The following is a 26,557-nucleotide window of genomic DNA, read 5'->3' as shown; positions in this document are numbered from 1 at the left end:
TAGCGGTAGTCTTTCTTGTAAATCTTAAGAGAAATATCGCGTCTGGCTAAGGCGTGCAAGTCTACTAAGGGATAACCGCTCCCATGCTCCCGTTGAAGTAGAAAGTAAAGTCTAGCTTTGTCTAGGTTTTATATAGCAGTTGAAGTTAAGCACAATTGTAGATACTCAATCCCAGAAAACTAGGAAGCAAAACCATAAACTACCAAATCTGGAAAAAAAATATCAATTGGCTTGTACAAATGACCTACTTGATGCTAATGTAAACTAAGTAGATTGGCTGCATTAAACAAAAGGGCTACCCAACATATATAGATACGGGGGTGTGGCGGAATGGTAGACGCTACGGACTTAGAAAACTGAGCCTTGATAGAGAAATCTTTCAAGTGTAAGCTGTCAAACTCAGGGAAACCTAAATCTGTTCACAGATATGGCAATCCTGAGCCAAGCCGAAACAAGTGCTGAGTGTTAAAACTCATAACTAATCGGAAGGTGCAGAGACTCGACGGCAGCTACCCTAACGTAAAGCCGAGGGTAAAGGGAGAGTCCAATTCTCAAAGCCGCAGGTTGTCAAAACCCGGCAGTAGTGAAAACTGCGAGAGAATGAAAATCCGTTGACCGTAAAAGGTCGTGTGGGTTCAAGTCCCTCCACCCCCACTAAAAATTTAACGTAAAAGTACACCTGCCTAGTTAAACATGGGCAGGTTTGATTTTTGGCACAATCTTAGGGTATGGGTTTATTTAGGGAGGCTAGGGCAGCACCAGCAGTTTCGGCGATAATACTAACCAGACGATAAAAAGCGATCGCACTAATTATCACAGCAGAAGGAAACCGATGCTGCAAAAGAGCCATGGCTGTCAGTTCAAACACACCCAAGCCGGACGGTGCACCGGGAAGCACAAAACCTAATAACCAAGAAAAGCAAAAAGCACCTAATAATAAAGGTAATTGGCTCAAATGCAATGGAGTCAGGGCAAAAACAGTTAAAACAAACCCAGAACCACGCAAGACTAAAAAACCCAATTCCCCCAACAAAGCCCTAAGGGGATAACGTTTAACCTGCAAAGGAATAGTAAGCTCAGTAGCAGACCTTTTCACCTTGATTTTCTGACAGAAGCAAATCACCGGATTTACAAATCGGGGATGAACACCAACCAGGACTACAGCCAAACTAAAAAATTGTAATATTTGCACAGAACCGGTAATACGATGAGGGGCAAATTGATTACCGAAGATAATAATCATAATTAAAGCTGCGGCCGCCATTAATAGGGGTTCGAGTAATACGCTTAAAGTAGCAGCACTCACAGGAATCTGAGCATTTTTCGCTGCCATAATTCTGCCATAATGATGCCAGATATTACCAGGTAAATATTTAGCAATATTGGTTTTGAGGTAGACCTGAATAAATTCCACAGGTGGGACTGGTTGATTTAAGTCGTGGAGAATCCAAGTCCATATCCAACCACCCCAAATATGTGCTAGTAAAGTTACCCCTGTGGCTATGCACAGAATTGCCCATGCGACTGCATCAACTTGGATTGTTATCACCTCATACCAATGATCCTTGAGGGCTTTCGCTAAAAAAAATATGGTTACACCGAAAATTAGTCCGCGTAAAATTTGCTTCGTCATTTGCAAGAAATAAAGATATCTTAAATCACCCGAATATAATCAATTGCTGGTATTAATCTCTCTACAGTTAGATCATAGTCTGATTTTGGTAGCAAGTATAATGTTACCTACGCTAGAGGTTAACCGATAGTTTTATTTCTAATCTTGAGTGGGGTTATGAAACATAGATGTTTGTAATCCGGTGAGTAAATGGAAAGCTTAGGAACCATAGATAAACAGGGATGAAATTGATATCTGTTAACCGATAAATGTCAGAATTTGCTGATGCTATCAAATAATCAATTAAATGGGTAACCTATTTTCCTGTAAAAGGAGGATTTGATGGACAATATGATAGCTTTCTGGGAAAAGTTAAAACTACGCCAGTTTGTGATTATCTTTATAGCTGGTCTATTGTTGATAGTTACTACTTCTTGTAGTGGAGCAAATCCTCAAGGATCAAAACCACAAAACCCTGCAGTTCAGGCTGGTGGTGCTAATAATCCTGATAAAGGTGGTGGAGATAAATATACTAAATATAGGATGAGTACAGATACTAAAGCGATTAATTCAGAAGAGAAAAAAGAAATTGATCGAGCTAGTTCACAATCAGATTTACAACTTTTGATAGCCATAAGTAGAGACTCAGAAATACTTTACCCCGGTGCGGATACACCTCAAGGTAGAGTTGAAAAAGAAAAAGAATTGCCTATCATCACTGACAAAAACTTCCAAAGACCTGCGCCTGGTGGTTGGATTCAACGAGAACCGGATATAGGAACTCGCATTCAAGAACGGGTGGAAAGAGTACAAGATTCAGTTAAAGAAGCTTCTGGTTTTTTACAAGAAAAGGCAAAACAAGCCAATTCTAGACCTGAGTTACAAAAAAATCCAGCAGTCGGTAAGTAGAAACTTAAAAGCATCACAAGAGTAAAGTTATGAAGAAATTCATTAATTGGCTAAAAAATATTAGTCCTGTGAAGATTTTAACAGTCTTTGTGGCAGTAACATTGCTGTTAACGACACAGGCTTGTAATCGTGCGGGGATAGCTCAACAGCCACCGCAACCCAGTGGTCAACCGCCTAATGTAGAAAGATACGACCCGACAAAAATTTATAAACTTAACACCCCAGAAGGTGGAATGAATAACTTTAGTGATGTCGATCCTAGAGCCAAAGGGGCTGAAAGAGAAGCAAATGCTAGAGCCGCAGAATTGGCGAGAAAAGCGCGGGAAAACGTTCAAAAAAAGGGTATTGATAGCTCGGAGCAATATATTCGCAATTATCAGGAGGGTACACCTTTAGATGAGCGGGTCAGGCGTTTGGGGGAGGACATTGGTAGTTCTGCAGAGGAATTAGGTAAAGGTGTGATTAAGGGGACTCAGCGCGGAGTAGAAAATATTGAGAAAAGCACTGAACGCACTGCCGAAGACCTGACGACAAATATCCAACGCGGCGCGGAGGACACCGCAAAGAGTGTTCAACGCCAAGGGGAGGATGCAGCGGAGGCAGTGAAAAGGAGAATCAGAGAAATTGAGATAGATTAATACCAGGTAAAACTAGGTGTAATTAACTCCAGATTGATGATGCTGCAAATACCAAGCTTGTAATGCTAATCGTTGAACTTCGCGCCAGGGGATATTATGCTTTCGAGCTAATTGTGCACAATCTTCATATTCTGGCTGGACGTTGGCAATACGCTGATCTTGTCTTGGTCGGTGCCATGCAACTTTAACCCGGACAGTGCCATATTCCAGTTCCACTGATTGAATTTCCCGTTGTAAAATGGCGCGCTGTTGGGTGCTGCGGCGAATTCCTAAAGTAGTGGTTTCGCGAAATAAAACTGCTTCACAAGGGAGTAAATTCTCAGGATGGCAAATGACAGTGAGTAAAATTCCCGGGCGTGACTTTTTCATTCCTATGGGTTGGGTGAACACATCCACTGCACCAACGGTAAACAAGGCTTCAAAGACATAGCCGAGGGCTTGGGGATTTAAGTCATCAATTTGGGTTTCAAGTACGGTGATGGTTTCTAAATCGGCATTGGTATGTTCAAAATTATGGGCGGAATCCCCCAGCCACAGACGTAATATATTAGGGATAGGTAAATTAATCGTTCCTGCTCCCAGTCCTACCTGTTTAATGGTCATTGGTGGCGGTGAACCAAACTCTCTAGTTAGGGTAGTAACGATGGCGGCGCCGGTTGGTGTGACGAGTTCGTGATCAATACCATTACTAAAAACTGGACAACCCCGCATTTCCCACAATTTCAATACTGCTGGTACTGGTACAGCCATTTCACCGTGGGCGGCGCGTACTGTTCCCCCTCCTGTGGGCAAGGCTGAACAGTATAGTAAGGGTAATCCTTGATGATTGCTGGAAATCCCTAACCAATCCAAGCCCAAGCAGGTACCGACAATATCGACAATTGCATCTACAGCGCCCACTTCATGGAAATGTACCTTTTCTGGCGCGATCCCATGCACTGCACCCTCAGCTACTGCTAGCTGTCGAAATACTGCCAAACTCCAAGCTTCTACCCGTGATGGCAAGTTAGCTTTGCAGATGATTTTTTCAATTTCTGGGAGGTGGCGGCCGTGATGGTGATGCTTATGTAGTAAATCTACATGAACTTTGGTGGCCTGTTGACCATGGCGTTGCACAAGTTCGGCTGTGAGCTGATAATCCTGGTCAATCCCCAATTTATTGAGTGTTTCACGTAAATATTCTACTGGAACACCCAAACTAACTAAAGCCCCTAGGCACATATCACCAGAAATTCCTGTGGGACATTGAAGATAAGCGACTTTACTCATATAGATAACTTCAACAACTTTATTTTTAGACTTTGCACAATTATTCTGATGTAAATTATGGCCTATTTGAGGCAGGCGCTCATCTATATCGGTGACAATATGTGTAACGCTCAATTTGATATTTTTCCTCGTTGGCACAATTGTCCACCTCTAATTCAAAATTGGCTATGGCAAAAATTTTCGCTGTCCATCCTGATAATCCACAAACTCGACGTATAGAGGAAATAAAGTCAGCGCTCTCTAGTGGCGCAGTGATGCTCTACCCTACAGACACAGTTTATGCTATTGGTTGTGATTTAAATGCCAAGTCGGCAGTAGAACGAGTGCGGCAAATTAAACAGCTAGCCAATGATAAACCACTGACATTTTTGTGTCCTTCATTATCAAATGTGGCAACTTATGCGTTTGTCAGTGATACAGCCTATCGGATTATGAAGCGCTTGATACCTGGTACTTACACGTTTTTACTACCTGCTACCAAGTTAGTACCCCGACTAGTACAAAGTCCTAAGCGAAAAACTACTGGGATTCGTGTACCAGACCATCCGGTATGCTTGGCATTGCTAGCAGCATTGGAAAATCCGATTATTTCCACTTCGGCACATTTACCGCCAGATGATGAACCTGTAGACCTAGATTTACAACCTAGACTATCGCGGATGGAACTGTTTGACCGTTTGGATAATTTAGTAGATTTAATTATAGACACGGGGGAGGAATCAACTTATGAAGTGTCTACGATTTTGGACTTAACGGGAGACGAACCAATGATCACAAGGCAGGGGTTAGGTTGGGAAGCAGCAGCAGCTTGGGTATAACAAACAAACTACACAGGTTTATCTTTTAGTTTCTCCAGAAATGTCATAGAAAAACTCAAGTTTTGAGAGTGACATACTTACATTATCTGGCAGTGGTTAAAACACAATGGCAATAAATGTAGAGATAGCAAGTCTTTTAACCACATTTGAGGCGTGGTAAATATCTATGTGTCATATCTAACCTGCTGGTTGATATATAGTATTTGCCGTTCTCATAGTTAGCCTCACATCTGTGGTTGATTAACTCTTGCGTGTACTTCACTGAGGCGAGAACATCTATAAGAAGTAACACACTATTTTCCGTGTAAATTTTTCAATTGCCTACAGTCTTGTATCTGAGCAGTGCTTGCAGTGGGTTTTGAGAATGCTAAATAGTTCTCCAGCCAAGGCTGGCCTTATTTGCTGTACCTGCGTTGTAGTTATGGTGCAATACCACACTCACCGAAAAGTCATGAAAGCCAACCTTGTAAATCTACCAACTTCAAAATCTGCTGTTTTCTGCAATGTTTCGCCTGCAGAATTGCTCCAGGACGATGACAATAGCTTGAGACAATTCTTGTATCAAGAAATGCTTTTGTCTGTGAAAGCGGCATCTGAGTGTGTACAAGCAGTATCACAGCGTATAGCTACAGAAGTTGAACGAATATGTCATAAAAGCTCCCGTATCCAAGAATCTGGAGAAGTCCAGTCATGGCAACTTAATTTAGCTAGGCATCGCCTGCAAAAGTGCCTACATTACTACCAACTAGGTTCCCGTCGGGGGAGGGTGGAATTACATAGTAATTTAGGTGCTATGGTTTACCGTCATGTCGCGACTGCTGGTTCAGAGTTGGGGTTTAATGCTCGTTACACTCTGATTGAAGATTTTTTACAAGCGTTTTACATCGAAGCTATTAAAGCTTTCCGCAGGGAAAACCAATTGTCAGAAGATTATCAACCCCGGACTCAGTTGCAATTGGCAGAATACATGGCTTTTACAGAGCAATATGCTAAACGCCGAATTAATTTACCTGGTGGGAATAATCAGCAATTGATTATCCTTCGCGCTCAAGGTTTTGCTCGTCGTCAGCCCCAAGAAACTACTGTAGATATTGAAATGGCGGTGGAATCTACTAGGAGTGAAGATGCGGAATCTTACCAGCGTCACTCGGCAGTGCAACAGATTAGATCCCAGATGGTTGCTCAAACTAATTTTGATCCGTCGGAGGAGTCGGAGCGCGATCGCGTGATTGCGGAATTGGCAAAATACCTGGAATCTCAAGGTCAGTCTGACTGTGTGGAATACCTGAAGCTGAAATTACAAGACCTCTGTGCCCCAGAAATTGACCAAATCCTGGGTTTAACTAGCCGTCAGCGCGACTATCTACAACAGCGTTTTAAATACCATGTGGAAAAATTTGCCAAGAACCACCAATGGCAATTAGTTCATCAATGGTTGGGTGCAGGTCTAGAGCAAAAGTTGGGTTTAACTTCTGGACAATGGGACATCTTTGTGAGTGTGTTATCTCCTGAGCAGCAACAGATTTTGCAGTTGAAAACTACTCGACACAGTGATCAGGCGATCGCTAAAGCGATAAAATGTACACCTAAGCAGCTGCAAAAGCGCTGGACTCAAATGCTAGAAGTGGCATGGGATATTCGTAATGGCGAGAATCATATCCAAGCCAGTTAAATGTGAATTTATCGCAGATCAACCGATCTTAATTCCCCATCAATAACTCAAAAACTATAAAAAATTACCTCTACTACTTCACTCAAAAAGATGGGGAAATTATGGCAAAAGTCAAATGCTGACTATCCAATGGTTTGATAGTTTGATCATCTGCTGCGAAGCCTATTTATTTTAGTACAAAGGTACTATTTTATATTTGTTGTTCAGGTGGCAAAATTAAAAATTTATTAACGTATAGCACTACGCATACACGTTAGGACATCATAATTGTGGTTTTAAGGGAACAGGGAACAGGGAACACCGGAACAGGGAACAGGGAACACCGGAACAGGGAAATGTCCTAACACTTGTGGTTACTGCTATAGTATTTACTGTTGCTTGTAGGAAATCCTAAAATCAGGAAATCTGTCAAAACAAGCAAAATCAACATGAGTCAAGGCGGAAGGGCAGTTACATCTGGTAATGTTTTAGAAAACTGTGTAGAAGGTACTTTGCAGGGACATGGATATCTTCAAGTTGGCTGTGATTTACCCAGAAAACAGCGCCTACAATGTCTCTTGAGTGCGAATAATATACCCAAAAGATATGCCAGACAGGTTGATATCGGACCAGGAATTTATGGCAGCGATATAAATGTAGATTTCTATATTATTGGTAGCAGTCCAGCTTCTGGACTAATTATTGAATGTAAATGGCAGCAAAGTAGTGGTTCAGTAGATGAAAAACTTCCCTATCTGAACTTGAATATTCAAAACTGCTATCCCACACAAGCGATAGTATTAATCGATGGTGGAGGCGCGAAACCACAAGCCATCTCATGGTTAGAAACACAAGTTGTTTCTAATCAAAACTTATTAGCAGTTTTTGACTTGAGAGGCTTTATTACCTGGTCTAACAATAACCTTTAATAGGAAGTTACTAATACTTCAGTGATCTGTCCTCGCTTTTTAGGATTAGAATTAATTGACCTACTGGCTGATATTCTATAAATCTGGAAGCCGGCATAAAGTTGGCGAATAAAGTCACAATCTGAATTAGATAGCATAACTTTTACTCCCCGCCGAGCTAGTTCTACAAATATATCTCTGAGTTGAACTTGTTGGGTTTCACCAAAGCAATAGTGACTATAAGCTGTAAAATAACTGGTTGCACTGACAGGATAGTATGGCGGGTCAAAATAGACAAAATCATTACTACTAGTGGCATAATTTAACACATCTGTAAAATCTGCTTGTTTAATTTGCGCGGTATTAAGGGCTGCTGATGCGCCTCGCAGTATATCTTCCGGGCAAATATTAGGATTTTTATATTTTCCCAGTGGGACATTAAATTTACCTTGAGAATTGACTCGATAAAGTCCATTGAAACAAGTTTTATTTAGATATATGAAACGGGCAGCTTGTTGTAAGTCAGTCCCTCCCGGTGAGGCTCTGACATGATAGTAATAGTCTTGACTATGCTGCTGATGATGTGCTTGTAACAGAGAGATTAATTCTTCAACACTATCCTTGACACAGCGATAAGTTGTAATTAATTCTGTATTAATATCACTTAATATAGATGCGGGGGGATGGAGATAGAAAAAAACCGCCCCACCTCCTAAAAATGGCTCATAGTAGGTTTGATATTCCTGGGGAAAATATTGATTATATTGTGTGATTAACCGAGCTTTACCGCCAGCCCACTTTAAAAATGGACGCGGAAAAATTTTGGGAGATATTTGACTTACCATTGATTCCAACTCAGCTAGCAAACATAAGAAATATAGCGCAGGCAGCATATTTTATCTGAGTTGAGTAATTTTTTGGCTGCATAGATTACAATAAGATAAATGTGAAAGCAAGTGTAATTGTATAACAAGGCAGTATATATTGAAATGTTTGACGGATTTTGGGATAACGTCTTTCGCTACCCGCGCTACTTTGTTACTATCCTCTTAGGGGTGTTTCTCAACACGGTGGAGCCATTAATGCCGTTGTTAAAACGCCCTGTAACCCTGATTGCTCTTTTGGGTTTCTTTGTGGGTAGCCTAGTGTTTGTGAGTCTTACACTGCGGGCGATGCTAGGCTTGAATCCAGTCTAGACTCAAAGCATCAGGGTGTTCTTGTGTGGGGTATTGAGTGCTTCTAACTCGGTCCTGTGCAATTTATATATAATTATGTCGTACAACCTCTGTGAGGAGGCACAACTTTATGGCTACTAATCGCCGCGTTTCCCGCGTTGCTGAATTGATTAAACGGGAAGTTAGCCAAATGCTACTCCATGGTATTAAAGATGACCGTGTAGGTACAGGAATGGTGAGTGTTACTTATGTAGATGTTTCTGGTGATCTCCAACACGCCAAGGTCTACGTCAGTATTTATGGTACAGAGTCGGCTAAATCAGAAACAATGGCGGGGTTAAGGTCTGCAACTGGTTTTGTCCGCAGCGAACTTGGTTCACGAGTTAGGCTGCGTCGCACACCAGAAGTGATTTTTATTGAGGACGATTCTATAGAGCGGGGTACTAAGGTGCTGTCGCTTTTAAACCAACTGGAGTATCAGCGATCGCCAGAAAATACGCAAGTAGCGGATAATACTAGCGATGAAGATGATTAATCTTGAGAAGAAGTAACTCGCTAACAATGTCACTTGAGAACAATTAATTCCTAGTGAATTCGCTAAACACTTAACAGACGGGATGTGATCACGTCTGTTTTAATCTAACTATGAGGATATTTTCTGGCAACATTCCCATTATTACTGCAATTTATTGATGCTCATTGAGGTTTCGGCTAATTATTTGTCAATTATCAGGAATTATATGCTATAATACTATGTCATAAAATATACTTATAGTTCATATAAGCAAAACCCCAAGAAATATTGACATGATCTTGCCAGTAAGTTAATTTAATTGCCCTTAATTGCCCTGAAAGCATTAATCCTAGTACTTTTCGTCTGAAAGTTATAATTTATTGACATTCTTAACATTTCTTTAGATAATTTGAAGGTGTATAGCGTCAAAATAAGATTAGTTCCGTATAGCAAACTACAAAATCCTAGCCACAAGTCTGATGCTGTTCATGTTTGTTCCTAGTGTTTGATGGGAACAATGCCTACTTGTAAACTTTGTGAGTAAAAACCATGACTGTGAATACGGTGCCTTCTATCAATTACTACTCCTACTACTCTTTGGATTTGATCCAAGACGAAGCACGCCGACTGGTACAAAAGGGAATTGTTAGCCGGCAACAGCCCATATATACATTGTGTCAATATATACCAGCTAGAGAGTGGGTAGGCGTGGAGTGTGAGTTAGAAAGATGTGACTTTTTATTGCGCGATCGCATTGGCGACCTAATTGGCCGAGAAGAATGGGACAATGACTAATCGGTCTTGAGATTTGGAATTCTCTGTTTACAGATTAAGGAATCACAGCACTTTTAGGGCGGTGAGCTTGTCAACTGGGATGTTTGTAATTGAGAGCAAGGGATTTCATGGCGAATTGGAACGGATAATCTCTAGTTTTGATATGTATTTCCTCATGCAGAATCTTAGTTTTTGCACTAACGCAAGCAGCATTAGAACCTGAATATATACAATTTTGCCAGTTAAGAAGGGGTGGAGGCAATTTTTGGTTTAGATGCGCCACTCATTGAAAATTTAGTATTTTACTATAGATTAAATTGCCGTAGTAGTTTAACATATGAAACTGCTGCGGTAATTTTTTGATAGTTCATCCTACCTGTTCTAAATACTGGTGAACATCTTCAAGAATTTGTGTCAGTTCAGCTTCTGTAGTTAAGCGAATATTCAAGTCGCGTACAGTAAGGAGAACTTTAGCAGCAAAGGGACTCGGCCAAATATTGGGATTACAAAAAATCTCTAAAAATACTTCACCAGTGTAGCGATATTCTAGGGGAGGCTGAGGGGTAACTTTACCGACGCTGGGATTATTGGTTTTAGCGGCGACAGCTTTGAGACTTAACATTAATTTATCTATGGCGGCTTTTAATTCCCGTGCTTTTTCGGCTGAAAAGCTGAAGGAAACAGAACCGGAAATCAGATTCAGGGTTAGAGGAGTGTAAGACATGAGCTATTTCTCAAGATTGATAGCGTAGAGTGGTGTCAGCCATATAATATTACCTATCTTACCCGAATAGGTGGTATTGACAAAACTTGTACCGGATAGCGATCGCTTGCACTATCGGAGGGAACACACCGAACAGGGAACAGGGAACACCGGAACAGAAATTGTTCACAAATCAAATAGGAGTCCTATTACCAAGACTAACAATAAAATATGCTATGGCTTCCGTGGGGTAAGCCATATATTTTAGGGGAGGAAAACGTATTTTTACTAGGATAAGATGAAAGTTTATTTAAAAAAAATCTCAGTAAAGTAGTTGAATAACAGCGATTATAGCGAGATATAGCCAACAGTGTGTAATATTTTTACATATTGATTCTGGGTTGGAAGTTTTATATTACAAGTCATAGCAATAAATTTTAAATATGTTTTATGACTAAGGACAACCGCCCGGAAATACAAAAGGTGTTAATTATCACCTTACTGCTGAATATGTTGGTGGTAGGATTGAAGGGATTTTTGGGGTATGCTACAGGCTCTTTAAGCTTGTTAGCTGATGCCTTACATAGTATGACAGATGGAGCCAGTAATATTTTAGGGTTAGTTGCCAATAGATATTCTGCGCCGGAACCAGATAGAGAACACCCTTACGGACACCAGAAATTTGAATCTGTGGGAGCTTTAGGAATTGCGGTTCTGTTGGTCATCGCCTGCTTTGAAATTCTGCAAGGTATAGTGGAGCGAATTACTCAAGGTAGTGAACCTGTAGAGATATCCCCAGTAGAGTTGTGGTTATTGCTTGTGGTGCTAGGTATCAATATTTTTGTTGCTTTTTACGAACGTCGTGTAGGTCAGCGTTTAGGTAGTGCAATTTTGATTGCTGATGCTACACACACCATGAGTGATGTTTGGGTGACCATTTCTGTAATTGGGGGTTTGATAGGGGTTTGGCGAGGTTATCAATGGTTGGATGTGGTGTTAGCTTTTCCTGTCGCTTTGTTAGTATTGGGGAGTGCTTGGTCAGTGCTGAAAAGCAATTTACCTTGGTTGGTAGATCAAATGGCGATCGCACCGGAAACCATTGAGGCGATCGCCACTGCTGTTCCTGGGGTGATTAATTGTCATGACATCGCCTCCCGGGGTGTTTTAGGTCGCCAAGTCTTCATAGAAATACATTTAATTATAGATGCAGTAGATGTAGAAACAGCCCATAAAATTAGTGAAGAAGTAGAAAGGCGACTAGAAAGACATTTCAACCCCACTAGAATTTTAATTCATATCGAGCCGCCGGTATACCAGAGCAAATCAGCTAAAGCTTGACACTCCCCACGTCTAACCGATAGCTTGCGTGGCGTAGTCATAGAACAGGGTGGGATGAATGATTGACTGAAAAGACACTAGTTGAAAAGATTGATACTTTATATTAAGATGTAACTATAATTAACATTATTTAAATTTTATTTACCCAGCTGCAAATACAGTTTTAGGCGAAAAAACAGCAATTTTACATAAATTGTCAACTGCTACTCCAGACAGTTAGCAGTCATGAGTTTAAATGCAATTAATTATGTCTGTCCTATGGTTATGCTGGGATAAAGGACTATGTAAATCCAAGCATGAAGAATGTTTGACACAGAACTGCTAAATCACAATAGTAGAGCTAGTCTCAAAACTACTTATAATCTATGGAACCCAGGCCACAGAGACGCTATCAGGAATTAAACGTGAGTAATAACGATATTACTATCCCCTTCCCAATTGATGTCAGCAACTGTAACAAAGAGCCTATTCATATTCCTGGCTCTATTCAGCCTCATGGAGTGATTTTTGCGCTCAAAGAACCGGATTTAACCATCCTCCAAGTTAGTGATAATCTCCTCAAATTCTTTAGTTTACCTCCAGAAGAAGTAATCAATAAAAATCTCAGCCAATTACTGGATGCCGAGCAAATTAGGTTAATAAAAGAGTCTTTAAATGAAGATGATTTACCAATTGTTAATCCGATAGAAATGAGCATAAATGTGGATAATCATCCTGTGAGTTTTGATGGAATTATTCACCGGTATCAGGGGGGTTTAGTTTTAGAATTAGAACCAAGGGTAGCAGAAAGAGGTGATGCTTTTTTCAAATTTTACCACTTGATAAAAAGTGCAATTTCCAAGCTAAAAGCAGCATCAAATATAGGAGAATTTAGTCGGGTTCTTGTTAAGGAAACTAAGAAAATTACTGGTTTCCATAGAGTGATGGTTTATCGATTTGATCAGGATTGGAATGGTGTAGTTATTGCTGAAGAAAAGCCAGAATATCTGACATCTTATTTAGGATTACATTACCCAGCCTCGGACATTCCCGCACAAGCGAGAAAACTCTATAGCCAAAACTGGCTGAGACTGATACCAAATATAGACTATGAACCGGCGGTAATTGTGCCCAGGAATAATCCTTTAACTGAGGAACCTTTAGATTTAAGTAATTCTGTGTTAAGGAGCGTCTCGCCTTTACACATTGAGTATATGCAGAATATGGGCGTGACTGCTTCGATGTCAATTTCGATTATGAAAGATGGAAAACTGTGGGGATTAATTGCTTGTCATCACCAAGCACCGAAATTTATCCCCTATGAAATTCGGAATGCTTGTGAATTTTTAGGACAAATAGCCTCTTTAGAAATTGCATGTAAAGAAGAGCATGAGGATATTGAATATAAGCTGTATTTGCAATCTTGCAACTCCAACTTAGTGGAGTATATGTCATTGGAACAGAACTTCATTGATGGTTTAATTAACCACGACCCAAATCTGTTAAATATTGTCAATGCTCAAGGAGCAGCAGTATGCTTTGATGGCGAATATTTTACGGTGGGGAAGACTCCGGAAAAACGGGAGGTGCAAGAGTTAGTACAATGGATTTATGAAAACCAAAAGGAGGAGATTTTCTACACTGATTCCCTATCTCAAGTTTACCCAGAAGCAGAGAAATTGCGGGATGTGGCTAGTGGTTTGATGGTAGTTTCCATTTCCCCAATTCAGAAAAACTATGTTTTATGGTTTCGCCCGGAGGTAGTGCAAACTGTAGATTGGGGTGGTAATCCCAATAAACCGGTAGAAGCGCAAGAAAATGGCAGTATACGCCTATCACCGCGCAAATCCTTTGAGTTATGGCAAGAAACAGTACTATTAAAGTCTCTCCCTTGGAAATCCGATGAAATAAATGCAGCGCTGGAGTTGAGAAGTGCAATTATTGGGTTAGTGCTGCGCAAAGCGGATGAATTAGCACAGCTAAATGTGGAACTGGAACGGAGTAATAGAGAATTAGATGCTTTTGCCTATATAGCGTCCCATGATTTAAAGGAGCCTCTGCGGGGTATTCACAATTATTCTAACTTCCTGATGGAAGATTACGGCGGGCTGATCAATGAAGAAGGTAAGAAAAAGTTAGAAACGTTGATCCGTCTCACTCAGCGGATGGAGGATTTAATCGATTCACTGCTGCATTTTTCTCGATTGGGGAGAGCAGACCTGGCTATGGCTCCCACGGATCTGAATGATGTACTAAATGGTAGTTTAGAGTTATTGCGTCCGCGGATTGAGGATATGAAAGTAGATATTCAGATTTCCAGACCCCTACCGACAGTGTATTGCGATCGCGTCCGAGTAGGTGAACTGTTTAACAATTTGATTACTAACGCCATCAAATACAATGATAAAGCCAATAAATGGATTTCCATAGGTTACATAGAGGAAGCACCATCCCCGACGATATTTTATGTGAGAGATAATGGGATTGGGATTCGAGAGAAACACTTTGAGTCAATTTTCCGAATTTTCAAACGACTACACGCTCCCAGTAAATATGGGGGAGGTACAGGAGCGGGGTTAACCATTGCTAAGAAAATAGTAGAAAGACACGGGGGGAGAATTTGGGTAGATTCCACCTATGGCGAGGGTACTACGTTTTATTTCACATTAGAAGGAGTGAAATAAACTGATGATTGGCAATCTTACCAAGCCTTTACTTGTAATTGAAGATAGCGACGAAGATTTTGAAGCCCTGTGTCGGATTATGAAGAAACAAGCTGTAGTTAATCCTGTGTTTCGCTGTACTGATGGGGATGAGGCGCTGGACTTCCTTTACCACACCGGGATTTACAGTAATACTCAAAACTTACCGCGTCCGTCGATTATTTTGCTCGATCTGAACTTACCGGGAACTGATGGGCGAGAAGTGTTACAGAAAATCAAGCAGGATGAGGAGTTTAAATATATCCCTGTAGTTGTATTTACCACATCATCTAATCCCAAAGACATTGAAGTATGTTATCAATCTTGCGTTGCTAGTTATATGTTAAAGCCCATTGATATTAACAGACTGGTGGAAACTCTTCAAAGTTTCATCACTTATTGGTTAGATATAGTCATCCTCCCCGATAGCGTAGCATGGCGTAAGCCATAGCTGTTAGTAAATAGTTATGACAGAACCGGTTACTGTTTTGATTATCGATGATTGTCAGGAAGACCGCCAGGCCTATCGTCGTTATCTACTGCAAGACCAGGAATACATCTACACAGTCATGGAAGAGGAGTCAGGGGAAGGAGCCTTGAAATTGTGTCAGCAGTTTCACCCTGATGCGATTTTATTAGACTTTTTACTACCGGACTTAGATGGCTTGGAATTTCTGGCAGAATTACAACAGCAGTCACAGAAAATCATGCCAGCAGTGATTATGTTAACTGGTTATGGTAACGAAACTGTGGCTGTGGCTGCAATGAAAAGTGGTGTTCAAGACTATTTAGTGAAAGGACAGACCACTGGTGAGCGTTTGCGCTCAACGATTCACTCAGCGATTAAAAATGTGCAACTTAGTCAAGAGCTGCAACGCAGTGAGGAACGTTTCCGCACCTCCATTGAGAATATGCTGGATTGTTTCGGCATTTTTTCGGCTGTACGTCAGCAGATGGGGGAAATACTGGGCTTTCGTGTGGATTATATGAACGCCGCAGCTTGTGAATTTAGCCAAATTATGTCAGGTGTCCAGGGGGAATATCTGTGCAACATTCTCCTGAATATCCGCGATAATGGCTTGTTTGATGAATGTTGTCGAGTGGTAGAAACAGGTCAACCTTTGGAGAAAGAGTCTGTCGTCTGGACTGCTTGTGACCAGAGACGGCAATCAGCTAAAGTGATTGATATTCGCATCAGTAAAATGGGGGATGGCTTCGTTGCTTCTTGGCGAGATGTCACCGCGAAAAAACAGGCGGAAGATAAGTTACGCAATAGTCAGCAGTTTATCGAAGCTATTACTAATACTATACCAGGGATGTTATACGTTTATGATTTAATTCAACAGCAGAATATCTATACTAATAATCAATTTACCAAACTCCTGGGTTATACTGCCCAAGAAATTCAGGACATGGGTACTGAGTTGCTCCCGTTGTTAATGCATCCTGAAGATTGGGTACGATTTACTAGACACTTGCAAGTAATTAACTCGGCTGGGGATGGTGAAATTGTCGAATTTGAATACCGGATGCGCCACACCAATGGTGAATGGCGGTGGTTTGTCAGTCGAGATACTGTATTTAACAGGAGTGTTGACGGTTCGCCGCGCCACATTGTGGGTACAGCTTTTGATATCACTGTGCGTAAGCAAGTAGAGGAACAGCTGCGTTTAAGTAATGAGCGTTTTCAACTAGCGGCTGCTGCGGTCAATTGTTTAATTTATGACATAGATTTTAAGAATAATACTGTTAGCAGAACTGAGGGTTTAACCCGAATTTTGGGTTATTCCTTAGCAGAAGCAGTTCCCACCCATAAATGGTGGATGGAGAAAATTCATCCCGAAGATAGAAAGGGTGTGGGAGAGCAATGGAGAAATGTTCTTAGTAAGGGTCAATACTATTCTCTTGAGTATAGAATACTTCATAAAGACCAGGGGTATCGCTATATATTAGACCAGGGCATAATTGTCAGAGACCCTCATGGTCAGATTATCATACGAGCCGTAGGCAGTGCTACGGACATTAGCGATCGCAAGGCTACTGAAACCGCTTTGCGCGACAGTGAGGAACGCTACCGTTATTTATCTAATGCCATTCCACAATTGGTGTGGATTTGCAATCTTGAGGGTGAATACGAGTATGTAAATCAACAGTGGTGTGAATTTACGGGTCAAACTATGGAGCAAGCCCTAGGGTTAGGCTGGCGACAAGTTATACATCCAGATGATCTTCCCTCGGTTATCCACTCCGGGATAAAAGCCTTGGAGACAGGAGAAGCTATGAACACGGAAACGCGTTACCGGAAATTTGACGGTAGCTATTGTTGGCATTTAGCTAGGGGTTTACCAATTAAGAATGACCAGGGACTGGTGATTAAGTGGTTTGGTACTAGCACTGACATAGACCAGCACAAGCAGCTAGAGGCTGAACGGGATAGGCTGTTACAGCTCGAACAAGCAGCCAGGACGGCCGCGGAAACGGCTAACCAAACTAAAGACGAGTTTGTGGCTATGGTATCTCATGATTTGCGATCGCCACTTAATGCCATTCTCGGCTGGGCTAAATTACTACGGACTCGTGAACTACCTCCAGATACAGTTGACAGAGCTTTAGAAACTATCGAGCGTAATGCTCAATCTCAGTCTAAACTTTTGGAAGATCTGTTAAATATGACCCGTATCCTCCGGGGTCAGCTACAGATAGAACTCCGCCCAGTCAATCTGGTGAGTCTGGTCAAAGCATCTGTGGAAACTGTTTACCCGGATGCCAGTGGTAAAGGCATTCATTTAGAGTCTGTGATTGATGAATCTATCCCCCCTATAGTTGGGGATACCCATCGATTGTCACAAGTTTTAGGTAATTTACTTTCCAATGCTATTAAGTTTACCCCATCTGGTGGCAAAGTGCAAGTACAACTAGCAAAAAATGATCAGTCTTCAATACGTATTCAGGTGAGTGATACTGGTGTGGGTATTAAACCGGAGTTTCTGCCCCACGTGTTTAAGCGGTATCATCAGGCAGAGTGTAGTCATCAACAAACTGGTTTGGGACTGGGTTTAGCGATCGCTCGTCATTTGGTAGAATTACACGGGGGTACTATTGAAGCCCATAGTCCTGGGGAAGGGCTAGGGGCTACTTTTACGGTTAAGTTACCTTTATTTACTGAATAAAGTTTTAAATTGCCTGATAGAACCCAGAGAGTAATTTTCTAACTTAAAATCGGCGAAAGGTTTATTGGTTAACCTATCTCTTAAGGCTTCATCTAAAATCAGACCTGCTGGTGCTTCCTTCACCCCGATGATAATTATACTTGTTTGGTATGCGGTCAAGTCCTGATTTTGCTGACAGGTGCTTGCTTGAAATTGACCCAGGTTTAACAAACGATAACTTTTAACGCTGGGTGTGTTCTGAAATAATCTGGTTGCTAAACCTTGAATTTGTTGGGCGCGTTCTAAAGCCAGGCGTTGTTTAACTCCTGGTTTCCCGCCACAATTCGCCAGACCCACAGCAATAATTTCACTAGGTTCTTGCATGAGTTGCTGGATATTTTCTGGCTGTAGTTTTAATTTGAGAAGGTCAAGACTAATAATTTCATCATTATATTTAACTTGAAAATTGCTACCAGGTAACCATTTATATTTAACTGACAAAACAGCTATATTAAACTTAGCAATTTTACCTTGACTATCCATACCTTCCTGATAAGGAAAGTAATCAACCATCCCTTTTCTTTGGGGAGATTGTGTGGATGGTGTCAAGGTGGCAAACTGGGGAGAATATATGAATAAAGAGATTAAACCCAGAATCCCCAAAGAAGCTAACAGAGCCGCTAATAGTCCTTGTAAAGGAACTTTCTTTGATGGCTGTGTGGGGGTGATATTTGTAGGTATAAATTTTCTTAACCAATCCACAGCTTCCCCTGGTGAACCCAGGTTATTTTGCTGCTCTAGCCACATATCCAAATGAGGCTGCTCCATTGTTTCCATGATTATACAGTGGAGAACCAAACCATTTCTAGTTTCATGCTGAAAATATCCGGCAAATTTGGGCAGAACTGGATGATTCAGACTTGACAAAATAGAGGCTTCTTGGCAAAATAAGTCTACTGCTTCTGGGTCATTTGATAACTCTTGATTCAAGACTTTGAGGATTTTAGGCGTGTTTTGTTCGGTGGCTGCGTAGACTTTACTAAACCCAGTTTTGTCACTCAACAAACTGAGCACCCGATAACGTCCTAGTAGTTCCAAGGAGGAACCGCAACTCTGACAAAACCGGTCTTGATTATTTGGGTGATGAGGTTGAGGACAAACTGGATTAATACAAAGGCTCATGATCAAATAATGTCAAAGTCAGGCTGCTTTTATTTACGTTCTGCTAGAAATGCTGCTACAGTCCGGTTAAATGCTTCCGGTTCTGTCAAAAATGGCCAATGATTACCAGGAACTTGGCAAAGGCGCAAATTATTTAGATAAGTTTTGTAAGGTTTAATTTGCCAGTTGAGGCGGTTGAGACCTTGTTCTGGTTGTATGAACAGGGTAGGAGTATCAACGGGGGAAATAAAACCGGGTACACACATAACATCTGCAAAAATGCGATCGCGAGCTGCTATAGTAAACTTACTACCCCAACTCCCATCGGGTTTTGGTTCAATTCCCCCTTGAAATACGTTTTGTTGTAAAGTACTCCATCCTTGATATTGTTTTAACTGACGCGCTTGTGCTTCAGCTTCGGAGTAACTAGCAAATGGTCCCATACCCTTGAGGAAAGATAGATAACGGTATAACAGGGGGAAAGTTAACCGCAATAAACTAGGCATTTTCCAGATAAAAATCGGGTCAACTAAAACCATACTGCGTAAACGTTGCGGGTTTTTTCTCGCCCAGATAGCGGCGAGTTTTCCTGTCCAAGAGTGACTGACCACATGGGTGGAAGACCATCCCAGATGATCCATGAGGGCTTCTAGGTCTGCGATCGCACTTGCAAAGGTATAATCATCTTCTGGCTTGCTGCTTTCACCATGACCACGCATATCTGGGGCAACTATGTGGTATTGTGGGGCTAGGTCATCTCCCAAGCTGGACCACACCAAAGCGTTGTCAGCTAAACCATGCAATAACAATAAAGGTTCTTCTGCTTGTTTCCACTCTAAATAGGAAAGTTCGATATCAGATTTTGATAAGGTTTGACGGAAAGGCATGGGAACAAAGGTATAGGTTTATACAAGTGCTTACAGTCAACAGTCAACACTCATCATAGATTAGACCATGGGATAACGCAGAGACTAGAGACAAATTTATTTAATTTTTTTTCTATGTTGAGAAATATAATGATGCAACAGGATAAAAAACATCAATATATAACTGGAATAAATAGCAATACTGAAAGTAACAAATGTAGGTAGATTCAGTGTTTTAATCAGGTTTATGGTGAGAACACTGAAAATTATACTAGCTAAAAAAGCTAATAAATCCTTATTCAAAATATTCTCCTAAATCCTATTTATAACCACTTCATCTACTAATAATTGATTCATGAATATGAATACCGTAAACAATGTTACTTATCAAAGACTTTGGGAGATCATTTAGATTTTTTTTAGAAAATATAGTCATCCTATTTGACTTGAGAAATTATGAGTGAGGAAAGGGAACACCGGATCAGGGAACAGGGAACAGAAATTGTTCATGAATCATTTAGGATTGCTATATAGAAATCCGGTTTGGTTTGTGAATTGATTTGTTTAGGTAGGGAACAGGGAACACCGGAACAGGGAACAGGGAACAGAAATTGTTCATGAATCATTTAGGATTGCTATATAGAAATCCGGTTTGGTTTGTGAATTGATTTGTTTAGGTAGGGAACAGGGAACACACCGAACACCGAACAGGTAAGAAGAATTGCCGTGTGTACTGAGTCTTGTTCAAAAATCAAATAGGAGTCCTATATGTAAATATTTTCTCAAAAGAACAGAGCCTTATCCTTAAGGCCATGCTCTGCTATCAGACCCTACAGATGTTTGTTAGTGGCGGCAAAACATTGTTAAATAGTTAAATATAATAACTATTGAGGTCGTCAAAGTGTTATCAAGTTACCGAGGCGCAATTTTTGATATGGATGGCCTGATATTTGATACAGAAAGTATTGCTCGATGGGCGTGGAAACAGGCGCTCAAAGAGCATGGCTATATAATGAGCGATAATTTATACAGGTCACTGGTAGGACGAGACTTATCATGGCGGGAAAAATTACTCAAAAAAGTTTACGGAGAAAGTTTACCATTTGACTCAGTGACTACCCAACGTATCGCCATTGGTGATGAGCGGGAATTACGAGAAGGTCTACCAATGAAACCAGGAGTTTTAGATTTGCTGCAAAGACTCAATGACCTGGGTATGATGATTGGATTAGCCACCGGAACGGGACGTACTAGAGCCATCCGACGTTTAACAAATGCGGGGATTAAGCAATATTTCACCATAATAGTCACCAGTGAAGATGTAGCTGAGGGTAAACCAGCACCAGATATTTTTCTAGAAGCGAGTCACCGCATGAACATTGCGCCCGCAGAGTGTATAGTGTTTGAAGACTCATGTGTGGGTGTGGAAGCTGCTTTTGAGGCGGGAATGTGTGCCATTATGGTTCCCGATATTGAAGAACCATCCCCTGAAATTAGCAATTTAGCTTATGGAGTTTTCAAATCCCTGGAAGAGGTGGGGGAATTATTACCACCGAGGGTTAAAGAATTGAAAGTTCCTGAGAACCTAAAACACCCAAACATGAATTAGGAATTACCTGTAATTGCTTCGATTGTAGCCACTACTTCCCCAGTTTGACTGGTATTATAACCGCCAATAGCCTCTAGCTGTGAGAGTACCCGCCGATGTCCTAATGTACCCAGTAACTTTTGTACGGGGGCTTCATCTAAGTATGGCTGGAGAACAGCTAAGTCGTATCTTGATTGTTGTAAAGGGATGAATCCTAAGCCAAAGGCTGCGGCCACAGATGCAGTGCTGATACCAGATGTTACTTTACCCGTAGCTACTGCTTGGGCTACTTCTAAGTGTCCGTGGAGAATGTGGTCAAATCCTTTGACGGCTGTAAATGGTATATTTGCCTCTTGTAGCGATCGCTCCAACACTTGGCGACTACCTGACCCAGCTTCGCGGTTAGCAATGGTGACACCAGGCTGGGCTAAATCTGCAATACTTTTTAATCCTAAGGGATTATGGGGTTGGGTGAGCATTCCCTCTTCCCAGATACCCAGGTTAATTAATACCGTCGTCGCATCTTTGATGATGGAACGCACAAAGGGTGTATTATATTCTCCTGTCTGGGAATCGTACATATGCATACCCGCCAGATGAACTTCCCCCCGGCGCAGTCGGTGCAGTGCTGTCATACTGTTATCTAAAATCCAGTGTACTCGCAGGTGAGGATGCCAACGTTCCGCAGCGCGCGCCCATAGGGATAAAGCGGGCGCACAACCTGCCAAAATCACTGTATCATACAGATTTACCGGTTCATCTAGCAACTGGACGACCATGGTATTTTTACCGGGTAGGCGATCGCCTTCCCCATCGGCTGGTATCATTTCAGTACGGAAGGCATCTTGACCAATTAAAGGATGAGCAATCCATTGATTACCGACTTGGGCTTCACCTAGGGGTACATTATAGGCGGGTACTGCGGTGATTTCCGGTAAATCTTGCTCTAACCAAAATAAATCTTCTACTTGACAACCCAGGGCTTTTGCCAATCGTAGGGCTATAGTAGTGGATGGTGCATATTGTCCCGACTCTACACCGCTAATAGTTTGACGGGTAACGCCAGCCAAATTAGCTAAATCTTGCTGACTCATACCCAAGCGGATTCTGGTTTGTTTTAACTTGTTGCGAAGTTCGTCCTGTTTGACCACGTTTTAGGCGTTGAGTTTTTGTGGTTTCTTCTTCTTTAAGATACCGTCAAATGGTGATGATTGTCCGCCATTAAAAAAAGTTTCCCCATATCTAAACGCACATACCATGGGAAAGGTTTATATTTTAAATTAACCCATTTCTCTTTAAACAATTCGGCTTGCAAGTGATAATCATCACTGTTACTGACTGAATTGTGCAGTCGTAAATATAACGTTACCCTGTGGGGTGTTTCCCTAGTCTTGATTAACCAGCACGGGAAAGTATTCTCACCATCAGGGTGATCTGTAAAGTCTAGATGATGGGCGCGAATACCTATATAAGCGGGAGATTGCGGCCAAGGTTCTCTGACTTTGAGAGTACATTCCCAATCTAAAGCTTTAACTTGACTGTCCGATACTACCTTGACTGGGGAAAAGTTTTTACAACCTGTTAACTGGGCTGTAGTGTAAGTATTGGGATGGGCGAAAATATTTTGTTTATCATCGTTAGCAATAATTTGACCTTGAGACATGACTAACAACTGTTGACATACCTCATAGGCTTCTTCTAGATTATGGGTGACAAATAGGGTCACCCCTGAATAAGCGCTCAGGGTTTCAATTAATTGTTCTTGTAATTGGTGGCGCAGATAGGTATCCAGGGCGGAAAATGGTTCATCTAATAATAATGCTTCTGGTTTGATGGCTAAAGCTCTAGCTAAAGCTACCCGTTGTTGCTGTCCCCCGGAAAGTTGATGGGGGTAGCGGTTCTCTAATCCCTGTAACTGAACAGCTAGTAATTGCGCTTGTACCTGTTGTTTAATCTCTGACTTTGATAACCCTGGAGGTAAACCAAAAGCAATATTTTGCATGACAGTCATGTGAGGGAATAAAGCGTAATTCTGCATTAAGAAACCAATGCGGCGATCGCGTGGAGGTAAATTAACTCCCTGACGAGAATCAAATAACACCCGCCCATTTAAAATAATCACTCCTTTTGTAGGTGTTTCTATACCAGCAATACAGCGCAAAATCATACTTTTGCCAGCGCCTGAACCTCCCAAAAACCCCAAGGTATTACTATCACTACTAAAACATACTTGCAGGTGAAAGCCGGGAAGTTTTTTGTCGATATCTACGAATAATCCTGATTTAGTGTTAGAAGCAGTTTGACATTTCTGATATTCCTGATTTCTCAGTCCTATGGGAAATGGCGAACTTGGCTGTTTATTCTTCCCCCGGTTTTCTTGCCACAAGTTAACTGCAATAATGCCAGATAGGGAAATACTCATGATGGCGATCGACCAAAACCAGGCCTCATTCATCGCCCCAGCTTCCACAGCAAAATAAATTGCCATGGGGATATTTTGAGTTTGTCCGGGAATATTACCCGCTAACATCAGGGTAGCGCCAAACTCACCCAAAGCCCGCGCAAAAGCTAAACTGGTGGCCGCCACAATTCCGGGAAATGCGAGGGGTAAACTGATGCGCCAAAAGATGGTTGATTCAGAAGCTCCCAGGGTTCTGGCTACTCTTAGAAGATTGCCATCAATTTGTTCAAAGGCTCCTAAAGCTGTTTTATACATGATGGGAAATGATACCACAGTGGCAGCAATGGCTGCACCATACCAAGTAAAAACAATGCTGAAATTCAAGGGCTGCATCAGTTTACCTGCGGGGCCATTTCTGCCAAAAAATAGTAGTAATAAAAAGCCTACAACTGTAGGTGGTAAAATCAAAGGTGCGACAAAGATTCCTTCAATGAATGACTTGGCTTTACCCTTGTATCCTAACATCCAGTAAGCGGACAGAATCCCCAGGAAAAAGGTAATAACTGTGGCCAGTAGTGAGGTCTTTAGTGATATCCACAGGGGTGATAAATCCATATTAATTAGTAATTTGTGTATATAGCAATCCTAAATGATTCATTAACTCACAATAAACCCGTATTTCCTGAGTATAGCTTTTGCTTGGTTACTTGATAAAAAATTGAGAAATTCTTTGCCCGCAGGGATATTTTTACTGGTTTTAATTACCGCCATGGGATAAACAATTGCAGAGTGGTATTTTTGATCAGCAGCCACTACAACTTTGACTTTGCTGGAAATTTTGGCATCTGTGGCGTATACTAAACCAGCATCAGCATCGCCACTTTCTACCGCTGCTAAAACTTGACGCACATTATTAGCTAAAACTAATTTAGGCTTCACTTGCTCAAAAATACCTAGTTTTTTGAATACCTGGTCTGCGTATTCTCCTGCGGGGACACTTCTGGGTTCTCCCACAGCGATTCTCCTAACTCGAGTCTGTGTTAAGTTGAAAAAGCTATTAATGCCGGTGCTATTCTTGGGGACAATCAAGACTAAGCGGTTATTTGCCAAGTTGGTACGAGTACCGGGTAGTAAAAGTCCTTTTTGTTCTAGTGCATCCACTTGTTTTCTAGCAGCAGAAATAAATATATCTACTGGAGCGCCTTGTTCAATTTGTCGTTGTAGTGCGCCAGAAGCCCCAAAGTTATATGTGATATTGACGTTTGGTTTACTTTGTTGATAAATGTCCTGTATTTCTGTGAGTACATCTCTGGTACTAGCGGCCGCAGATACTAGTAAGTTGATGTTTGACTGTGCTGGTGAGGGTATGAAAGTGATTAAAGGTAAGGTGATAGCTAGGATACAGCTAGTAACTGCTAGAGCAATCCAACCCAGAATCTGTTTTTTATTCATATTTTTATTTTTGGTGTGTAACTATAGCACTACGCATACACGTTAGGACATCATAATTGTGGTTTTAAGGGAACAGGGAACAGGGAACACACCGAACAGGGAAATGTCCTAACACTTGTGGTTACTGCTATAAAATTTCCAGGCGGCTATAAAGCTGCTGGTTCATATTTACACATTAACTGAATTTAAATTCTGTAGCAAGTATAACTGACATAATGCCAATATTTCTGCTTTTATCTGGCATTTAAGACATAAAACCCTGTTTAAAGCCAGTAATAACAGTACTTTTGGTAATTAGAGCATTTCCCATGCTCGTGAGGTACATTTTTTTTAGTTTGATGGAACAGGGAATAGGGAATAGGGAATTGGTGTGTACTTCATGAGCCTGAAAAAGGCTATATTACCCTCTAAACCGGAAAATTAAACAAGAGAAAATAGATTTTTAGTGATTTTATATTTTGCTTAACATGGCCACTTACATATATAAAAATAAGGATTTATCAGACTTAAATTATTAGCTAAACAAGACAATAATCACGATTATAAGTCTATTTAAAACTGTTTTTGTCCTTGACTTTCTTGATTTGGGTGAATAAAAATAGCAGTAACAGTTAAGCGAACTGAGTTTAATTGTTAAACAGTAAACAAGAAATCAAAGATTACTTGAGGAGCAATCAAATGGCTAACATTATTCTTTCTGAACTCAACAATGCTGGTGTGGAATTATTTCAAGATTCTGAAAGTTTTCTCAATGAACTTAAAGATGTAGATGCTATTTCCGGCGGTAGCGAAATTGGTTACACTAGCACTGGATATGTCAGCGATATGTCTACATTAACTAAGTTAGCTGAAGCCTTTGTAACCACCTATGCTATTGGTCATGTGACCGTACTAGCTAAGTCATTTAGTTACGCTTACTAATGACTTGAATCGCTGCATTTAATTAGGAT

The 26,557-nt window shown here is 41.1% G+C and carries 23 protein-coding genes; 14 read left to right on the top strand and 9 right to left on the bottom strand.

The window, feature by feature from the left end:
* Window positions 1-721: 721 nt before the first annotated feature.
* The gene (locus NWP22_RS04215; RefSeq protein WP_271734262.1) at window positions 722-1,633 is read right to left on the bottom strand and encodes a lysylphosphatidylglycerol synthase domain-containing protein; all 912 of its coding nucleotides are present in this window, start codon (window positions 1,631-1,633) and stop codon (window positions 722-724) included.
* 321 nt (window positions 1,634-1,954) lie between these two features.
* Here NWP22_RS04215 and NWP22_RS04210 point away from each other — a divergent pair, with 321 nt between their 5' ends.
* Together NWP22_RS04210 and NWP22_RS04205 are read left to right on the top strand one after the other, a co-directional pair.
* On the top strand, window positions 1,955-2,521 hold the full coding sequence (locus NWP22_RS04210; protein WP_271734261.1) for a DUF6658 family protein: 567 nt from the start codon (window positions 1,955-1,957) through the stop codon (window positions 2,519-2,521).
* A 29-nt stretch (window positions 2,522-2,550) separates the two neighbouring features.
* Entirely contained in the window at window positions 2,551-3,159 is a 609-nt protein-coding gene (locus NWP22_RS04205; RefSeq protein WP_271734260.1) for a hypothetical protein, read from the top strand.
* A gap of 12 nt (window positions 3,160-3,171) precedes the next feature.
* Here NWP22_RS04205 and larC read toward each other — a convergent pair whose 3' ends face one another.
* Window positions 3,172-4,428, bottom strand: a complete 1,257-nt coding sequence (larC, locus tag NWP22_RS04200; RefSeq protein ID WP_271734259.1) for a nickel pincer cofactor biosynthesis protein LarC — start codon at window positions 4,426-4,428, stop codon at window positions 3,172-3,174.
* Window positions 4,429-4,595: 167 nt separating this feature from the next.
* On the opposite strand from larC, the gene NWP22_RS04195 reads away from it, so the two are divergent.
* The 3 genes from NWP22_RS04195 (at window position 4,596) to NWP22_RS04185 (ending at window position 7,826) form a co-directional block, all read left to right on the top strand.
* Window positions 4,596-5,246, top strand: a complete 651-nt coding sequence (locus NWP22_RS04195) for an L-threonylcarbamoyladenylate synthase (RefSeq protein ID WP_271734258.1) — start codon at window positions 4,596-4,598, stop codon at window positions 5,244-5,246.
* A 451-nt stretch (window positions 5,247-5,697) separates the two neighbouring features.
* A complete protein-coding gene (locus NWP22_RS04190; RefSeq protein WP_271734257.1) occupies window positions 5,698-6,918 on the top strand; it encodes a HetZ-related protein in 1,221 nt (406 codons plus the stop codon).
* Window positions 6,919-7,346: 428 nt separating this feature from the next.
* Entirely contained in the window at window positions 7,347-7,826 is a 480-nt protein-coding gene (locus NWP22_RS04185) for a PD-(D/E)XK nuclease superfamily protein (protein WP_271734256.1), read from the top strand.
* On the opposite strand, the gene NWP22_RS04180 is transcribed toward NWP22_RS04185, so the two are convergent.
* The gene (locus NWP22_RS04180; RefSeq protein ID WP_271734255.1) at window positions 7,823-8,650 is read right to left on the bottom strand and encodes a DNA adenine methylase; all 828 of its coding nucleotides are present in this window, start codon (window positions 8,648-8,650) and stop codon (window positions 7,823-7,825) included. The genes NWP22_RS04185 and NWP22_RS04180 overlap by 4 nt on opposite strands.
* A gap of 144 nt (window positions 8,651-8,794) precedes the next feature.
* On the opposite strand from NWP22_RS04180, the gene NWP22_RS04175 reads away from it, so the two are divergent.
* The 3 genes from NWP22_RS04175 (at window position 8,795) to NWP22_RS04165 (ending at window position 10,289) form a co-directional block, all read left to right on the top strand.
* Entirely contained in the window at window positions 8,795-9,001 is a 207-nt protein-coding gene (locus NWP22_RS04175; protein WP_271734254.1) for a DUF751 family protein, read from the top strand.
* Between the two features lie 109 nt (window positions 9,002-9,110).
* Window positions 9,111-9,515, top strand: a complete 405-nt coding sequence (gene rbfA / locus NWP22_RS04170; RefSeq protein WP_271734253.1) for a 30S ribosome-binding factor RbfA — start codon at window positions 9,111-9,113, stop codon at window positions 9,513-9,515.
* A 528-nt stretch (window positions 9,516-10,043) separates the two neighbouring features.
* Window positions 10,044-10,289: a DUF4327 family protein gene (locus tag NWP22_RS04165; RefSeq protein ID WP_271734252.1), complete on the top strand. Its 246-nt coding sequence runs from the start codon at window positions 10,044-10,046 to the stop codon at window positions 10,287-10,289.
* Window positions 10,290-10,635: 346 nt separating this feature from the next.
* Here the strand turns inward: NWP22_RS04165 and NWP22_RS04160 are convergent, their stop codons facing one another.
* Window positions 10,636-10,992, bottom strand: a complete 357-nt coding sequence (locus NWP22_RS04160; RefSeq protein WP_271734250.1) for a hypothetical protein — start codon at window positions 10,990-10,992, stop codon at window positions 10,636-10,638.
* Window positions 10,993-11,421: 429 nt separating this feature from the next.
* Here NWP22_RS04160 and cdf31 point away from each other — a divergent pair, with 429 nt between their 5' ends.
* The 4 genes from cdf31 to NWP22_RS04140 all read left to right on the top strand — a co-directional run bounded on the left by cdf31 (window position 11,422) and on the right by NWP22_RS04140 (window position 18,160).
* On the top strand, window positions 11,422-12,309 hold the full coding sequence (gene cdf31 / locus NWP22_RS04155) for a CDF family zinc efflux transporter Cdf31 (RefSeq protein ID WP_280801556.1): 888 nt from the start codon (window positions 11,422-11,424) through the stop codon (window positions 12,307-12,309).
* A gap of 404 nt (window positions 12,310-12,713) precedes the next feature.
* Window positions 12,714-14,972, top strand: a complete 2,259-nt coding sequence (locus tag NWP22_RS04150) for a sensor histidine kinase (protein WP_271734248.1) — start codon at window positions 12,714-12,716, stop codon at window positions 14,970-14,972.
* 4 nt (window positions 14,973-14,976) lie between these two features.
* The gene (locus tag NWP22_RS04145) at window positions 14,977-15,441 is read left to right on the top strand and encodes a response regulator (RefSeq protein WP_271734247.1); all 465 of its coding nucleotides are present in this window, start codon (window positions 14,977-14,979) and stop codon (window positions 15,439-15,441) included.
* A 16-nt stretch (window positions 15,442-15,457) separates the two neighbouring features.
* Window positions 15,458-18,160 carry a hybrid sensor histidine kinase/response regulator gene (locus NWP22_RS04140; protein ID WP_271734246.1) on the top strand — a complete coding sequence of 901 codons (2,703 nt, stop codon included), beginning with the start codon at window positions 15,458-15,460 and terminating at the stop codon, window positions 18,158-18,160.
* On the opposite strand, the gene NWP22_RS04135 is transcribed toward NWP22_RS04140, so the two are convergent.
* Both NWP22_RS04135 and NWP22_RS04130 read right to left on the bottom strand, forming a co-directional pair.
* On the bottom strand, window positions 18,146-19,321 hold the full coding sequence (locus tag NWP22_RS04135) for an inactive serine/threonine-protein kinase VRK3 (protein ID WP_271734245.1): 1,176 nt from the start codon (window positions 19,319-19,321) through the stop codon (window positions 18,146-18,148). The two genes, NWP22_RS04140 and NWP22_RS04135, sit on opposite strands and share 15 nt — an antisense overlap.
* Before the next feature lie 29 nt (window positions 19,322-19,350).
* Window positions 19,351-20,187, bottom strand: a complete 837-nt coding sequence (locus NWP22_RS04130; protein ID WP_280801555.1) for an alpha/beta fold hydrolase — start codon at window positions 20,185-20,187, stop codon at window positions 19,351-19,353.
* 880 nt (window positions 20,188-21,067) lie between these two features.
* Between NWP22_RS04130 and NWP22_RS04125 the strand changes: the two genes are divergently transcribed.
* On the top strand, window positions 21,068-21,775 hold the full coding sequence (locus NWP22_RS04125; RefSeq protein ID WP_280801554.1) for an HAD family hydrolase: 708 nt from the start codon (window positions 21,068-21,070) through the stop codon (window positions 21,773-21,775).
* On the opposite strand, the gene NWP22_RS04120 is transcribed toward NWP22_RS04125, so the two are convergent.
* The 3 genes from NWP22_RS04120 to modA are packed head-to-tail and all read right to left on the bottom strand — an operon-like array spanning window position 21,772 to window position 25,607.
* On the bottom strand, window positions 21,772-22,905 hold the full coding sequence (locus NWP22_RS04120) for a substrate-binding domain-containing protein (protein ID WP_280801553.1): 1,134 nt from the start codon (window positions 22,903-22,905) through the stop codon (window positions 21,772-21,774). The two genes, NWP22_RS04125 and NWP22_RS04120, sit on opposite strands and share 4 nt — an antisense overlap.
* Window positions 22,906-22,940: 35 nt before the next feature.
* A complete protein-coding gene (gene modB, locus NWP22_RS04115) occupies window positions 22,941-24,770 on the bottom strand; it encodes a molybdate ABC transporter permease subunit (RefSeq protein ID WP_271734241.1) in 1,830 nt (609 codons plus the stop codon).
* Window positions 24,771-24,812: 42 nt separating this feature from the next.
* Window positions 24,813-25,607 (bottom strand): molybdate ABC transporter substrate-binding protein, encoded by a 795-nt coding sequence (gene modA, locus NWP22_RS04110; protein ID WP_271734240.1) that lies wholly within the window; start codon window positions 25,605-25,607, stop codon window positions 24,813-24,815.
* A gap of 678 nt (window positions 25,608-26,285) precedes the next feature.
* Here modA and NWP22_RS04105 point away from each other — a divergent pair.
* The gene (locus NWP22_RS04105) at window positions 26,286-26,528 is read left to right on the top strand and encodes a hypothetical protein (RefSeq protein ID WP_271734239.1); all 243 of its coding nucleotides are present in this window, start codon (window positions 26,286-26,288) and stop codon (window positions 26,526-26,528) included.
* Window positions 26,529-26,557 lie beyond the last annotated feature (29 nt).

It is taken from the genome of Anabaenopsis tanganyikae CS-531 (assembly GCF_029891675.1).
Lineage (GTDB): Bacteria > Cyanobacteriota > Cyanobacteriia > Cyanobacteriales > Nostocaceae > Anabaenopsis > Anabaenopsis arnoldii.
The sequence above is the reverse complement of the archived record's forward strand: the minus strand, read 5'-3'. Positions and strand labels throughout refer to the sequence as shown.

What these genes read in the sequence shown, in the direction of transcription:
- NWP22_RS04215 (WP_271734262.1), bottom strand. Translation starts at nt 1,633, where the DNA reads ATGACGAAGCAAATTTTACGCGGACTAATTTTCGGTGTAACCATATTT.
- NWP22_RS04210 (WP_271734261.1), top strand. Translation starts at nt 1,955, where the DNA reads ATGGACAATATGATAGCTTTCTGGGAAAAGTTAAAACTACGCCAGTTT.
- NWP22_RS04205 (WP_271734260.1), top strand. Translation starts at nt 2,551, where the DNA reads ATGAAGAAATTCATTAATTGGCTAAAAAATATTAGTCCTGTGAAGATT.
- larC (WP_271734259.1), bottom strand. Translation starts at nt 4,428, where the DNA reads ATGAGTAAAGTCGCTTATCTTCAATGTCCCACAGGAATTTCTGGTGAT.
- NWP22_RS04195 (WP_271734258.1), top strand. Translation starts at nt 4,596, where the DNA reads ATGGCAAAAATTTTCGCTGTCCATCCTGATAATCCACAAACTCGACGT.
- NWP22_RS04190 (WP_271734257.1), top strand. Translation starts at nt 5,698, where the DNA reads ATGAAAGCCAACCTTGTAAATCTACCAACTTCAAAATCTGCTGTTTTC.
- NWP22_RS04185 (WP_271734256.1), top strand. Translation starts at nt 7,347, where the DNA reads ATGAGTCAAGGCGGAAGGGCAGTTACATCTGGTAATGTTTTAGAAAAC.
- NWP22_RS04180 (WP_271734255.1), bottom strand. Translation starts at nt 8,650, where the DNA reads ATGGTAAGTCAAATATCTCCCAAAATTTTTCCGCGTCCATTTTTAAAG.
- NWP22_RS04175 (WP_271734254.1), top strand. Translation starts at nt 8,795, where the DNA reads ATGTTTGACGGATTTTGGGATAACGTCTTTCGCTACCCGCGCTACTTT.
- rbfA (WP_271734253.1), top strand. Translation starts at nt 9,111, where the DNA reads ATGGCTACTAATCGCCGCGTTTCCCGCGTTGCTGAATTGATTAAACGG.
- NWP22_RS04165 (WP_271734252.1), top strand. Translation starts at nt 10,044, where the DNA reads ATGACTGTGAATACGGTGCCTTCTATCAATTACTACTCCTACTACTCT.
- NWP22_RS04160 (WP_271734250.1), bottom strand. Translation starts at nt 10,992, where the DNA reads ATGTCTTACACTCCTCTAACCCTGAATCTGATTTCCGGTTCTGTTTCC.
- cdf31 (WP_280801556.1), top strand. Translation starts at nt 11,422, where the DNA reads ATGACTAAGGACAACCGCCCGGAAATACAAAAGGTGTTAATTATCACC.
- NWP22_RS04145 (WP_271734247.1), top strand. Translation starts at nt 14,977, where the DNA reads ATGATTGGCAATCTTACCAAGCCTTTACTTGTAATTGAAGATAGCGAC.
- NWP22_RS04140 (WP_271734246.1), top strand. Translation starts at nt 15,458, where the DNA reads ATGACAGAACCGGTTACTGTTTTGATTATCGATGATTGTCAGGAAGAC.
- NWP22_RS04135 (WP_271734245.1), bottom strand. Translation starts at nt 19,321, where the DNA reads ATGAGCCTTTGTATTAATCCAGTTTGTCCTCAACCTCATCACCCAAAT.
- NWP22_RS04130 (WP_280801555.1), bottom strand. Translation starts at nt 20,187, where the DNA reads ATGCCTTTCCGTCAAACCTTATCAAAATCTGATATCGAACTTTCCTAT.
- modB (WP_271734241.1), bottom strand. Translation starts at nt 24,770, where the DNA reads ATGGATTTATCACCCCTGTGGATATCACTAAAGACCTCACTACTGGCC.
- modA (WP_271734240.1), bottom strand. Translation starts at nt 25,607, where the DNA reads ATGAATAAAAAACAGATTCTGGGTTGGATTGCTCTAGCAGTTACTAGC.
- NWP22_RS04105 (WP_271734239.1), top strand. Translation starts at nt 26,286, where the DNA reads ATGGCTAACATTATTCTTTCTGAACTCAACAATGCTGGTGTGGAATTA.